Origin of the sequence: Vibrio sp. D3 (assembly GCF_043995865.1) — a bacterium.
GTDB classification, from domain to species: Bacteria; Pseudomonadota; Gammaproteobacteria; order Enterobacterales; family Vibrionaceae; genus Vibrio; species Vibrio diabolicus.
This window is the reverse complement of sequence record NZ_CP171886.1, coordinates 19,220-32,715: the sequence shown is the minus strand read 5'-3', so window position 1 is coordinate 32,715 and position 13,496 is coordinate 19,220. Positions and strand designations below refer to the sequence as shown.

12 protein-coding genes are annotated in these 13,496 nt (G+C 46.4%); 1 reads left to right on the top strand and 11 read right to left on the bottom strand.

The features are described from left to right. Positions 1–56 precede the first annotated feature (56 nt). The 4 genes from ACHFJ9_RS00140 to ACHFJ9_RS00125 all read right to left on the bottom strand — a co-directional run bounded on the left by ACHFJ9_RS00140 (position 57) and on the right by ACHFJ9_RS00125 (position 4,754). Complete coding sequence (locus ACHFJ9_RS00140; protein ID WP_005390956.1) at positions 57–1,658, bottom strand: BCCT family transporter; 1,602 nt, start codon at positions 1,656–1,658, stop codon at positions 57–59. A gap of 109 nt (positions 1,659–1,767) precedes the next feature. Then, a complete protein-coding gene (locus ACHFJ9_RS00135) occupies positions 1,768–2,757 on the bottom strand; it encodes a dipeptidase (protein WP_301571465.1) in 990 nt (329 codons plus the stop codon). A gap of 69 nt (positions 2,758–2,826) precedes the next feature. Next, on the bottom strand, positions 2,827–4,287 hold the full coding sequence (locus ACHFJ9_RS00130; protein WP_005375790.1) for an aldehyde dehydrogenase family protein: 1,461 nt from the start codon (positions 4,285–4,287) through the stop codon (positions 2,827–2,829). A 68-nt stretch (positions 4,288–4,355) separates the two neighbouring features. Continuing rightward, a complete protein-coding gene (locus ACHFJ9_RS00125) occupies positions 4,356–4,754 on the bottom strand; it encodes a RidA family protein (protein ID WP_170893292.1) in 399 nt (132 codons plus the stop codon). Between the two features lie 155 nt (positions 4,755–4,909). On the opposite strand from ACHFJ9_RS00125, the gene ACHFJ9_RS00120 reads away from it, so the two are divergent. Beyond that, the gene (locus tag ACHFJ9_RS00120; protein WP_005390962.1) at positions 4,910–5,800 is read left to right on the top strand and encodes a LysR family transcriptional regulator; all 891 of its coding nucleotides are present in this window, start codon (positions 4,910–4,912) and stop codon (positions 5,798–5,800) included. Positions 5,801–5,904: 104 nt separating this feature from the next. Here ACHFJ9_RS00120 and ACHFJ9_RS00115 read toward each other — a convergent pair whose 3' ends face one another. The 7 genes from ACHFJ9_RS00115 to cyoB form a co-directional block, all read right to left on the bottom strand. After that, the gene (locus tag ACHFJ9_RS00115; RefSeq protein WP_085343642.1) at positions 5,905–7,290 is read right to left on the bottom strand and encodes an FAD-binding oxidoreductase; all 1,386 of its coding nucleotides are present in this window, start codon (positions 7,288–7,290) and stop codon (positions 5,905–5,907) included. Between the two features lie 527 nt (positions 7,291–7,817). Then, positions 7,818–8,921, bottom strand: a complete 1,104-nt coding sequence (locus ACHFJ9_RS00110; RefSeq protein WP_395354654.1) for an NADH:flavin oxidoreductase — start codon at positions 8,919–8,921, stop codon at positions 7,818–7,820. A gap of 217 nt (positions 8,922–9,138) precedes the next feature. Further along, complete coding sequence (locus ACHFJ9_RS00105; protein WP_240312125.1) at positions 9,139–9,552, bottom strand: hypothetical protein; 414 nt, start codon at positions 9,550–9,552, stop codon at positions 9,139–9,141. A 123-nt stretch (positions 9,553–9,675) separates the two neighbouring features. Further along, the gene (gene cyoE, locus ACHFJ9_RS00100; RefSeq protein WP_395354651.1) at positions 9,676–10,596 is read right to left on the bottom strand and encodes a heme o synthase; all 921 of its coding nucleotides are present in this window, start codon (positions 10,594–10,596) and stop codon (positions 9,676–9,678) included. After that, complete coding sequence (gene cyoD / locus ACHFJ9_RS00095; protein WP_012842490.1) at positions 10,557–10,868, bottom strand: cytochrome o ubiquinol oxidase subunit IV; 312 nt, start codon at positions 10,866–10,868, stop codon at positions 10,557–10,559. The genes cyoE and cyoD overlap by 40 nt, the downstream gene beginning before the upstream one ends. Next, positions 10,868–11,470, bottom strand: a complete 603-nt coding sequence (cyoC, locus tag ACHFJ9_RS00090) for a cytochrome o ubiquinol oxidase subunit III (protein WP_005375782.1) — start codon at positions 11,468–11,470, stop codon at positions 10,868–10,870. The genes cyoD and cyoC overlap by 1 nt, the downstream gene beginning before the upstream one ends. Then, positions 11,460–13,496: a cytochrome o ubiquinol oxidase subunit I gene (gene cyoB, locus ACHFJ9_RS00085; protein ID WP_395354649.1), complete on the bottom strand. Its 2,037-nt coding sequence runs from the start codon at positions 13,494–13,496 to the stop codon at positions 11,460–11,462. The genes cyoC and cyoB overlap by 11 nt, the downstream gene beginning before the upstream one ends.

Here is a 13,496-nt window from a genome sequence, read left to right as displayed (position 1 = left end):
CGGATGCAGGAGGAAAACACCCGCACAAGCTCCACGTTGTTTGAATTAGATAATTGTTATAGCCCTTGCTCTTTCGCCATTTTGATTGCGATTTGCGGTGCATTCCAAAGTGACGGCAACAGAATCAGCGAAACCGGAACCGCGGTAATCACAATGAAAGATTGCAGTGCAGAGATGCCGCCAGAGCCAAGCGAAATCAGGATCAGAGCTGTTACACCCATCATTACACCCCAGAAGGTACGGATGATCGCATTCGGCTCCGTTTCACCACTGATCACGACACTGATTGTGTAGGTCATTGAGTCGCCCGTCGTGACAATGAAGATCGTGGTTAAAATCAGAAATAGAATCGAGGTCAGCATTGGCATTGGTAGTTGCTGAGTCACCGCAAGCAAAGCACCTGGCAAGTTAAAGCCTTCAAACGCCGCACTCACACTACCCGGTTCAGCAATTTCAAACGCAAGGCCAGAGCCGCCTACAATCGTGAACCAAAAACAGGTGGTGAGCGGAGCAACAATACTGATGGTGGAAATAACTTGGCGAATAGTGCGACCACGGGAAATACGCGCAATAAAGATTGCCATCATCGGACCATAACCAAGGAACCAGCCCCAGAAAAATACTGTCCACCAGCTTAGCCAACCTTCGTCACCGCGATAGGTCGCCATTGGGATAAAGTTATCCAGCATGCTCCCTACACCTTGAATGTATCCGTTAAAGATAAAATTCGTAGGGCCAAAAAACAGGATGTAAACCATCAATGCCATTGCCAGAATCACGTTGTAACGACTAAGCAGTTGCATGCCTCGGCTTAATCCACTGAGTGCAGACAAGGTGTAAAGCGCAATCGCAAACAAAATGATGATAAGCTGAGTCGTAAAGCCATCAGGAATATCAAACAGCGCATTTAACGCGTAGCTAACCTGCAAGCCTAGAAACCCAATTGGCCCGATGGTGCCCGCGGCTACCGCGATAATGCAGCACGCGTCAATCAATGCACCGAGTTGGCCTTTAAGTGCTCGTTCGCCCAACACAGGGTAAAGCAAAATACGGGGTTTTAGTGGTAAACCTTTGTCGTAATGCAGGTGCATCACTACGATGGAAGTTAAGCTACCTACAATCGCCCAAGCCAGAAAGCCCCAGTGCATAAAGGATTGCGACAACGCATTCACCGCGCCTTGCTGCGGGTTATCTTGCGCGCCGTACAAAGGGGGTGGGCTAACATAATGCGCGATAGGCTCAGCCGCGGCCCAGAAAACGCCACCACCAGCCAACAAGGTACAGAAAATAATCGCCATCCAGCGGAAAGAATCCATTTCTGGTTTAGCAATCCCGCCCAACATCACCTTGCCTGTTCGCCCTGCAGCCAAGCCAAGACCAATAAGAAAAGTGAGAAGCAGCAGTAACTGCCAGTAAGGACCAAACACCTGAACTGCCCAGCCAAAGCCGGCGTTAACGATCGTAGATAACAACTCGCCGTCATAAAGTGCAATAGCAACGAACAACGCGATAAAACCACCGCTATACCAAAAGGCCGGGTTATTCAGTCCCAATTTGTCCGTCGTGTTTTCTGTTGTTGATGTGTTGTGTGTTGCTTTTGACTTGCCCGATGACACGCTCATCGTGGAAGCTTTCATGCTATTGGTTAAATCAGACATACTCTGGCTCCAGAGGTTCTTTGCAGCTGCCAAAGACTGGCTACAAATGTGAGTTTTACGCCTGCCGTATTGTTGTTATGTAGGCAGGCGGTTCCTAATTTTGGGAGTACTATGAAATAGGCTCTAATCCTTCTTTGAGGAAGTTGAACCAGTTTTCACCCAATATTTTTCCTGCCTCAGATTCACTAAATCCGTGACGCATTAATCCGTTGTAGATGTTCTCCATCCCTGTACTGCCGCAGAACCATGGCAGCGCATCTGGCCATCCCGAGTTACTTGCCGAACCTTCGCCGTAATCCATCGCTTTTGACCAACGACCGTTGCGCATCCACTCCAACACTTGTTGCGGCTGGTTTAAGCACAAATCGCTACCGATACCTAAATGGTCAACGCCAAACATGTCTGCGGTTTTCGCAACCATCTGGCAGAAATCATCCAGCGTGCACTGGCTGCCATTTGGTAAATGGAACGGATATAAACTGAATCCGATCAAACCGCCGCGCTCCGTCAATGCTTTGATCACGGTGTTGGACTTGTTGCGCAGTGCGTCATGCGCAAATGTCGGGTTAGCATGGCTGATACAAATTGGACGCGAAGAGAGCTCGATAGCTTCCAACGTCGAACGCTCCGCGCTGTGGGACATATCAATGATCATCCCGACTCGGTTCATCTCTTCAATCGCTTGCTTACCAAAGCGAGTTACACCTGAATCGTTTTGTTCGTAACAACCTGTCGCTAGTAAGCTTTGGTTGTTGTAGGTCAGTTGCATGATCAGCAGACCTTGGCGGCGCATCACTTCAATCAGACCAATTTCATCATCAATCGGTGAGCAATTCTGCGCGCCGAAGAAGATGCCGACTTTGCCTTCTGCTTTGGCTTTTTCTACATCTGCCATTGAATAAATAGGCATGATGAGGTCCGCATTTTGCTCGAAGCGCAAGTTCCATTCAGCAAAACGCGTTAAGGTTTCGCGCGCAGTTTCGTGGTAGACGATGGTGGCATGAACGGCGGTAATGCCACTCGCCTTAAGCGTTTGGAAATACTCTCGATCCCAATTGCAGTACTGCAATCCGTCAATCACAATCCGTTGTTGGTACATAACCACTCCTTAAACAATTTCTTAGCCTTTTCGTGCGGGCAACTGACACCATCAGTTACCCTGCCGATCTTAGTAAGGACGCTGATAAGCGGTTTTCACTACGGTGTAGAACTCTTTGGCGTACTGACCTTGCTCACGAGGACCAAAGCTAGATTCTTTACGACCACCAAATGGAACGTGATAATCTGTACCCGCAGTTGGCAAGTTAACCATGACGCAGCCCGTTTGGACTTGCTGTTTGAAGATCGCGCTATTGCGCAAGCTTTGCGTGATAATGCCGCCTGTCAGGCCAAAGCGCGTATCGTTTGCGACTGCAATTGCCTCATCCAGATCAGAAACGCGAATCACGCTCGCCATTGGTGCAAAGACTTCTTCTTGGTTCACTTCCCAGCCATTCTGTGTATTTAAAAACAGAGTTGGTGACATGTAGTAACCGTCATGCTCTAGGCTCAGACGCTCACCACCGAAAGCCAGCTCCGCGCCTGCTTGGCGTGCGTTTTCGATCCACTCAAAGTTCGCATTCAGCTGGTTACCATCAACCACAGGGCCCATGAACACGCCCTCTTCCAGTGCGTGACCCACTTTAAGTTCGCTCATGCGTTGGATTAGCGCTTCAACATACGCGTCGTGAATTCCGTCCATAACCACAAGACGAGAAGACGCGGTGCACTTTTGACCTGCACCCGAGAATGAGCCTGCGATTGTCGCTTCAACGGCAATTTGAATGTCTGCATCATCTGCCACTACGAGCGCATTTTTGCTACCCATCTCTAACTGACAACGCACAAAATTTGGTGCCGTTGCCGCGGCGACTTTACGGCCTGTGTCCACAGAACCAGTGAAGCTAACGCCGTTCACGTCTTTCGAATTGATAAGGGTATTACCTACTTGCGAACCGCTGCCCAAAACGAGGTTAAACGTGCCAGCAGGTAAACCTTGGCGATGGATAATCTCAGTCAGTGCAACGGCACTTGCTGGAGTTAGGTTGGCAGGCTTCCAGACGACACTGTTGCCAAACGCAAGTGCTGGCGCGATTTTCCAAGCCGCTGTTGCTGTTGGGAAGTTCCAAGGAGAGATAATGGCGATAACGCCGACGGCTTCGCGAGTAACTTCAACGGAGACACCTGGACGGACGGAAGCTGCGTTATCGCCAATTTGACGCAGTACCTCAGCAGCAAAGTATTGGAAGAATTGGCCAGCACGGTAAATCTCACCTCGACCTTCAGCAAATGGCTTACCTTCTTCACGCGACAGCAAAGTGCCCAATTCGTCACATCGTGCAATGAGCTCATCACCAATCGCTTGCAGCACTGCTTGTTTGCGCTCGATTGGTGTTTTTTCCCACTCTGGCTGCGCTGATTTAGCCGCTTGAATCGCTTGCTCTACTTGCGACACACTCGCTTGTGCGAAATCGCCAATGTTTTCGCTGATATCAGAAGGGTTAATATTGGCGATGGTGTCCATGCCCGATTGCCATTCACCTGCTATATAGAGGGATTTTTCTGCTTGAACATTGTTAATAAAAGTCATGGTTCTTTCCTTGTTCTTCCGATTTGTGATGGCAAGCCACCCACTGATCTCAATTATTCTTGTTGGATTTATTCTGGTTGGCTTGCCGACGCGTAGACGACAAACTCCACCAACATTTCTTCTCGTGCTAACCCTGCAACCACCATGGCGGCGCGGTTTGGGTACGGCGCTTCAAAGTATTCTGCGTACACTTGGTTAACGGTTTTTAAGTATTCTCTGTCGGTCACGTAAATCAGGACCTGCAAAACCGAGTCCAAAGACTCCCCGGCACACTCCAGGGTGTGAATGAGATTGTTAAAGGTTTGGCGTGTTTGTGCTTCGATGCCACCTTCAACAACCGTGCCTGTATCATCAATAGGAATTTGTGCTGTATACAGAGTTCCATTGTTAACAATCGCCCATTCAAGCGGCGCTTTAGAAGCAAATAGACTGGTTTTAACTGGGTGTTTTTTAGTAGGAGTATTCACGTGCCTTTCAACCTTTGTAACAGCTTTGTTTCAATATAGTTAAATGATGCACATTGACAGGCGATAAATCTAACGGTAAATTTTTTACATTTGATAAATAAAACTTATCACCTCATTGAGAATAACGTAAATAAAGGGATTAAGAGGCATTAGGGATGAGTATTAAGCTTCAACAATTAATGCATTTTGTGATGGTAGTCGAGGAAGGTGGGTTTCGAGCCGCTTCACATCGTGCAAATCGATCTCAGGCTGCGCTCTCCACGTCGATAAAAGAGCTAGAGAAAATGCTAGGACAAACGCTGTTTGAGCCCGGCAACAAAACCAAATTAACGCCTTTTGGTGAGATTTGTTTGCCCAAGGTGGTTCAGTTTCTCAATATCTACAGTGCGCTGGACAACGATCTCAAAGCTGCCGCGGCCGGACAGCAAGGGAGAGTGCGAATTGCGAGCGTTCCTTCTGTTGCAGCGAAACTCATCCCGAGCGTGTTGGGTGCCTTTTGCGAGCAGTATCCAAATGTAGAAGTAAGCTTGATCGATGATAACGCGGCGGGCGTCGAGGCTCGCTTACTCTCCGGTGAAGTCGACTTGGCGCTCGGTAACCCCTCTCACCTTGATGAGGGCGGCATTGACTTTACACCGCTGTTGTCCGACCCCATTGGCGTGGTGTGTTTAAAAGATAACCCGATTGCCAATAAAACAGAGGGAATCGAGTGGCAAACTTTGCTCGAACAACCTTTTATTCGTAACGGCACCTGTACGCTTCTCGATCCAACCCCAGCCAGAGCACTGAGTGAGCAAGCGCTCTATTCGGTCGAGAATATCACTTCGCTGTTTTCTGTCTTAGAACTTGGGATTGGTGTCACGACCCTACCGAAGCTTGCTTTCCCAACCAATGAAACACGCTTGGTTTGGATCCCACTTATCGATCCACCGCTTGAAAGGCAAATTGGTATCTTTACGTTGACCGACCGCACGATCTCGCCTCAAGCAAAAGCGTTTCATGATTTGTGTGTACGTTATCTAAACTATCAAGATGAAGAGACGTAGTTCGAAGTTTTAGCTAACAGTGGCTCCATTAGATTTTAGAGCCACTGTTATTTGATATTAAGTGACAGATCCGGTCATATGAAATGACGACGCTCTTATTGCACTTATTCTGGCTTGATATTCTGATTCATTCTGAACAAGTTATTTGGATCAAACTTCTTCTTCACTGCTTGTAAACGCGCAAAGGTTGGACCGTAGGCAGACTCTGTACGTTCAGCTTCGTCTTGTGTAAGGAAATTGATATACGCTCCGCCACTTGCATAGGGCTTAGTCTTGGCAAAAAATTCCCTTGCCCAGCTGATGCAAGCTTCATCATCTTCTGCTAAATCCCATCTTCCATGCACATTTAATACATAGTTTGCATCACGGCTAGAATAAGCCATAGACTCGGGCTCAGGTCTAGAGGCAGCGCAGCCAAGAGAGGCGATAAAAATCTCACACTGAGGCGATGGTAACTTACCTGCGTATTCTATCGCTGCATCAATCACACCTTCGCTTAGCGAGTTAAAATTGTGCGATTTCCAATAGTTACGTGCGCCCGGAGTAAGCAATGGATCAAACGCTTGCTGCCACGCCGCAAATGGCTGTACACCAACATGCTCACCATGTGCATCACCAAACTCTCTCAACGGCGCAATTAACTTCTCACCTTCAGCCGGGTCACCCGCATAACATATCGCGAGTACAACCACTTCTTTACCGTGAACGCTTTCAGGTAAGAATGGGAGTGGCGGCGCTTTCCGACTCACCATCCAGACACTTAGATCATCAGGGGCCGACTCAGTGAATTTCGCAAACTGGGTGATAATGGATTTCGCTTGCTCAAATGGAAAGACAATGAGACCACTTAACACCTCTGGACCGACAGGATGTAGCTGGAATTCAAAACGCGTAACGATACCAAAGTTACCGCCGCCCCCACGTAACGCCCAGAACAAATCGGCATTTTCTGTCTCATTCGCGAGCAGTTGACGACCATCTGCAGTTACGACATTTGCAGAGACCAAGTTGTCTATCGTCATACCATATTTTCGGCTCAACCAACCAAAACCACCACCAAGCGTTAACCCCGCAATTCCCGTGGTTGAATTAATGCCGACAGGCGTTGCTAATCCATATTTTTGTGTGGCCTCATCGACATCAGCCAACGTACAGCCAGGTTCAACGAAAGCCCTTCTTTCGCTTTCATCCACTTGAACATGATTCAAAAGCGACAAGTCGATCATCACACCATGATCGCAAACCGCATTGCCCGCAATATTATGCCCGCCACCTCGGACCGAAAGTAGCTGATTGTTATCCCGAGCAAAGTTAACCGCCATCACGACATCATCGGCAGACTTGCAGCGAGCGATAACACCGGGACTTCGATCTATCATGCCATTCCAGATTTGACGAACTTCGTCGTACGTAGGATCTCCGGGCAAAACAACATCACCCTGAAATTGATTTTTGAAGTGTTCAATGGTTGCATTTTCTAGACTATTCATATTAGTTGCCTCTCACGTTTTACATGAGGCTTGCAAAGCACAATGCAACGACAAGCTAATACAAGTCCCTCACAATTAAACGTGACGTTTGAGTAGCTATTTTCAGAAAATAAACAAGGCCCCACAGTAACGATACCGTAGGGTCACAAATTCCCTTACTCTCTTGGGTTCGATAAAGCTGAAACACAGTTATAAAAATCAGATAGTTATCGCAATGATACCGCACCTCAAAGCACCTTCAGTATTCTTTACCCTGCGTGACACTCGCACCTAATTATTAATAAGTTCATTGTAAGTTTAGAATGCAATTTAGTTTCAGATATGAAACTTTGTCTTATAATTAATACTTTTAATAATTAATTATATTATCTTTATTTATCAATTAAATAGGATTATAAAAATATTTCGGACTGCGAATAGTGAATAGCCGTTAGAGGCAGTGATATTGAATTAAATTGAATAGCCTTCTTAGTGTTTTAGAAGACTATTGCACTATTTATCAGTGATATACCGTCACTTAAGGTGGGTTATTTACGACGATTTCGGTTCTTATACACTACGCAAAAGTTACCACGTTTGGTTCGGCATTTTGAGCAACGCTCGCAATCCACTGGCGCTCGATTACCCTCTTTCCAGCGCTTTATTAACTGAGGCTCAGCCAATAAAGGACGTGACACAGCAAAAAATTGGATATCTGTGTTTTCTGCAATTTTCTCAATCGCATCAATGTCACTCAATCCGCCGACAGTAATCACCGGTATGTTAACGTCCTGACTGATCACGTGCCCATATTCGTGAAAGTAACCTTCTTCTTGTAGTGTATAACCATCGAACGTTTCACCAACAAGTTCGTTTGCTTTGCCGTGAATATTGCCAGACACGATGATCGCATCAACGCCCACTTCTTCGAGTTTCTTACAAACAACGCGAGTTTCATCGAACGTTAAACCGCCGTCAAAGAATTCTGTCGCGGTAAGCTTCACAAGGATTGGGAAAGTATTCCCAACCAGCTTTCTGGTTTCAGAAAAGATTTCTAAAAGGAAACGCATGCGATTTTCTAAGCCACCACCATATTCGTCTTCGCGACGATTATAGTACGGGCTTAAAAACTGGTTAATTAAGTAAGTGTGTGCCGCATGAATCTCTACGCCGTCAAAACCAGCGTCTTGAGCACGTTTACTCGCCAATGCGAATGCCTTTACGATGTAATCGATCTCGTCCTTAGTCATCGCTTTGCCTTGCGTATTCGTGCCACGCTCAGGCACGTCACTCGGAGCAAAGATGACACGCTCACCGACGTTGTAGGTGGTTTTGGTGCCACCGTAAGCAATTTGCATTACGATTTTAGAATCGTGTTGATGTACTAGCTCTGTTAGCTTTTTGTATTCTTCAATAAAAGAGTCGTTGTAGATCCCCATCATCCCAGCGTTGGGTTTCTCTTCTTCCACGATATTGGCATAACCGGTCACAATTAGACCCACTTCACCTTTCGCCAACTCTTCGTAAATATCGTAAAGCTTATCCGTCATGTGGCCATTTTCGGTCGCCATGTTCTCCCACGTTGCGCTGCGCACAAAACGGTTCTTTAGGGTCATGTTGCCAATGCGGGCTTCGGAAAACAAAATGCTCAAAACCAGTCCTCTTAATGTTGTCTTTATAGTTCTATCTTTTCCCAAGTAACCAAGAATAAAAAAGGAACAGCGATACACAACGTATGGCTGTTCCTTCTCTGAATCCGTGAGACCTGCAAACTACAGGCGCACCTTAATGCCTCGTGGGTGACAAAACTTTAATCTGGATTAAGGTTTAGTAAGATAAGCTTGTAAGCAAAGCAACTCGGCCGATTTCTCAGTTTACTTTCACTCTACATTCTGGGGGTAAGATCTTCTCTTTTTCAAATGAGACTTCACAATCCACAAGAACGCTTCCTCCCCCATGTAGGTAAAAGTAATCAAGCACGAAAAATACTTTATTATCACGCTCTCCATACTCTTCTACAAAAACGCCAGCACTCTGGTTGAAATCCAGTTTTTCATTATCTAGAGAAATGGAGGCAACTCGAAATACATCATTTATTTCATAATCTGAACGATTAATTGTATCGACTTCAATCACTGGATTAATCTCCATGTTGTGGATAATAAGCCTGACAAGAATATCTCCAACGCGATAAGTTTCCACGGAGCTAACCGAGGACGGAACTTGGGCTAATACGCATGAAGAAATTGCAACAATTGGAAGAAGAGTAAAACGACGGAACATGAACCACGACCATAGTTAAAAGGGATAATCATATTATCTCTTTTAGGCATGAATTCGAGTCTAGCAAAGCATGTAGCTCTCAGAATGGGAGCTACATGGAAGTGATATTAAAGAATTTCAAACTCAATAAATAAACGGCAACGGAATAAGCTCTAATCCTAGTACACCACTGATCCCCATCACCACTAGCAGTGAGACTTTAAACACCGACTTTGACCAAGCGATGTAGTTGCTGTCATCAATGCTGCGAAAGGTCACTTTCGTCCACATAAAGCAAACGACCGCTGCAACCGCTAAGTATTCATACCCGGCTTCACCAAGTAAAAATAACCCCAACGATACGGCCCCAAACGCCACGACATACGCTTTCATGTGTCGATGCGCTTTATGAATGCCCTCTTTAACTGGTAATACGGGAATCCCGGCTTCTCGGTAGTCTTGCATCCGGAACATGGCAATGGCATACGAGTGAGGCATTTGCCAGAGACAGAACATGGTAAAGAGTAAAATCGCTTCCAAGCTAATGAAGTTTGTTACCGCCAAGTAACCCACCAATGGCGGGACTGCGCCTGAAATACTTCCCACTAAGGTTCCATACACCGAGTTACGTTTGTACCACATCGTGTAAAAGAACACGTAATACACGTAGCCAAGCAACACGACGACAGCGGATAGTGGGTTCACTCGGATAAATAACAGTGCGGTGCCTACCAGCAATAAAGCAAGCGCATAAACAAACGCAATATCGATATTGATGTTACCTTTCACTGTTTCACGATTTCGTGTACGTGCCATCTTTTGGTCGATATCACGATCGAAAATATTATTCACCACACAACCTGAAGCGATGACTAACCCCACACCAACTAACGTTGCAACGAACAACATTAGGCTAGCTGGTTCTGTTTTTGCGGCGAGGAAGAACCCCGCCGCAACAGAAATCAGGTTGCCGAAAATAATGCCCGGTTTGGTGATAGACAAATAACTTTTCAGCATACCTTGGCCTACAACTTCATGTTGACGTTCATGTTGTAGATGATCCATACCGAGCCAGCGATAAGGATAAGTACAACAATGGCGGTAAACATCAGTGATACAAGGTTCCAACGTCCGTCGGATGTTTTTGTTTCCATATGCAAGAAGTATTTGAAGTGAACAAATATCTGCACTAATGCACATCCAAATAGAATCGCATAGGTTGTTGTATCTGGTAATGATTTCGTCCAAACAAAGTAGAACGGAATTACCGTCAGAATCAGTGAGGCAATGAAGCCTTTCACGTAATCTGACGCACTGGTTTCTACATGTTGATCCATTACATTACCCCCAGTAAGTAAACGATGGTAAAGACACAAATCCAGACGATATCTAGAAAGTGCCAGAATAGGCTTAAGCAGTTAAAGCGCATTGCCATATTGTCGTTCAGACCTTTCGTCGACAGTTGGTGATACGCTACCGCTAACCAAATCAGACCAAAGGTTACGTGCAGGCCGTGCGTACCAACCAACGTAAAGAATGCCGATAGGAACGCACTTGTTTGTGGGCCATAGCCTTCTTCAATCAGGTGATGGAACTCATAGACCTCCATACAGATAAAGCCAAGACCAAGCGCGAACGTGACTAACATCCAACGTTTGAGACCAGCAACGTTGTTGCGCTTCATCGCGATAATGCCAAAACCAAATGTGATACTGCTAAACAGCAGTAGCATGGTTTCGACAAACACGAATGGGAGTTCGAAAATGTCTTTACCTGTTGGGCCCGCAATTGAATTGCTCGACAGCACAGCGTAAGTCGCGAACAAGGTTGCAAACAATACACAGTCACTCATCAGGTAAACCCAAAAGCCAAATAGCTTGTTGCCATTCGTGTCATGGTGGTGATCATGGTCGTGATGTGCTGCGATATTAGTTTGCATACGTCACCTCCAGATCATCTTTACTTTCGCTGTCTTTCACTGAGTTTTTCTTCGCTTCTTCAAGCTGAGCTCGACGCTCGGCCTCAATTGCTTTGATCTCTTCAACTTCCACGTAGTAATCCACGTCATCGTTGTAGCTGTGCTGAATACACGTCACGATAATACCGACCAAACTTGCTGCCGCTAGCCACCAGATGTACCAAATCATGCCGAAGCCAAATAGGAGCGACCAAGCCGACACGTAGATGCCTGTTGCCGTGTTTTTTGGCATATGAATACGTTCGTATTCCACTTCTTTAGTTGGATCGAACTCGCCACTTTGTTTCTGGTACCAGAAGGCATCCAGCACATCACCTTTTGGTAGGTGTGCAAAGTTGTAGAACGGCGGTGGAGACGATGTTGCCCACTCAAGAGTACGACCACCCCACGGATCACCAGTTAGGTCACGGTTTTGCTCGCGGTCACGGATACTCACGTAAATTTGGATGAACTGAGACAATACGCCCAGCGCAATCACAACCGTACCTGCTGCGGCAATCGATAACAGTGGGAAGTATTCAGGGTTGATGTCTTGGCTTAAACGACGAGTCATCCCCATAAAGCCCAGCGCGTAAAGCGGTAGGAACGCCATTAAGAAACCAATAATCCAAAGATAGAACGCGCGTTTGCCCCAAGTTTCATTCATTGTGAAACCTGTCGCTTTCGGGAACCAGTAAGTGATCGCAGCGAAACATCCAAACACCACACCACCGATGATAACGTTATGGAAGTGAGCAATCAGGAATACTGAGTTATGCAGAACGAAATCTGCGCCCGGAACAGCCATGAGTACGCCTGTCATACCACCAACAGTAAAGGTGATCAGGAAGCCCACCGTCCACATCATTGGCGTCGTAAAGCGGATGCGGCCTTTGTACATGGTGAATAGCCAGTTGAAGATCTTCACCCCTGTTGGGATAGAAATGATCATCGTGGCAATACCGAAGAAGGCATTTACGTTCGCGCCAGATCCCATCGTAAAGAAGTGGTGTAGCCAAACGACAAACGCAAGAATCGTGATAACTACGGTAGCCCAAACTAGCGATGTGTAACCGAACAACTTTTTACGTGAGAAGGTTGCGGTGACCTCTGAGAACACACCAAAAATTGGCAAGATCAAAATGTACACTTCTGGGTGGCCCCAAGCCCAAATCAGGTTGACGTACATCATTACGTTGCCGCCAAGATCATTGGTAAAGAAGTGCATGCCTAGGTATCTATCCAGCGTTAGCAGAGCGATAGTCACTGTTAGGATTGGGAATGAAATGATGATCAAAATGTTTGCACACAGAGACGCCCAAGTAAAAACTGGCATCTTCATCATTGGCATAGACGGTGTACGCATACGCAAAATGGTCGCGAAGAAGTTCACGCCTGTTAACGTCGTACCAACCCCTGATATCTGTAGCGCCCAAATCCAATAATCGACCCCGACTCCTGGGCTGGCCTCAATACCTGAAAGCGGCGGATACGCCAACCAACCGGTGCGACCAAATTCACCTAAGCCGAGAGACATATTTGTTAGAATGACACCAACAACAAACAGCCAGAAGCTCAAGTTATTCAGATACGGGAAAGCTACGTCACGCGCACCAATCTGTAATGGCACGATGATGTTCATCAGACCAATAACCAATGGCATCGCTACGAAGAAGATCATGATCACGCCATGGGCAGTAAAAATTTGATCGTAGTGATGCGGTGGCAAGTAACCTGCTTCACCCGCAGAAGAAAGGAGTTGCTGACTACGCATCATGACTGCGTCAGCAAAACCACGAACAAGCATCACCATCGCTACTGCGATGTACATGAAGCCAAGTTTTTTATGGTCTACTGAAGTAAACCATTCATTCCACAAATATTGCCACTTTCCGGCTTTGGTTACCGCGTAAACTACGGCTAAACCAACCAGCGCCACAACCGCTAAGGTGATGACGATAATAGGTTCGTGGAGTGGAACTGAATCAAGAGTTAATCTTCCAAACAT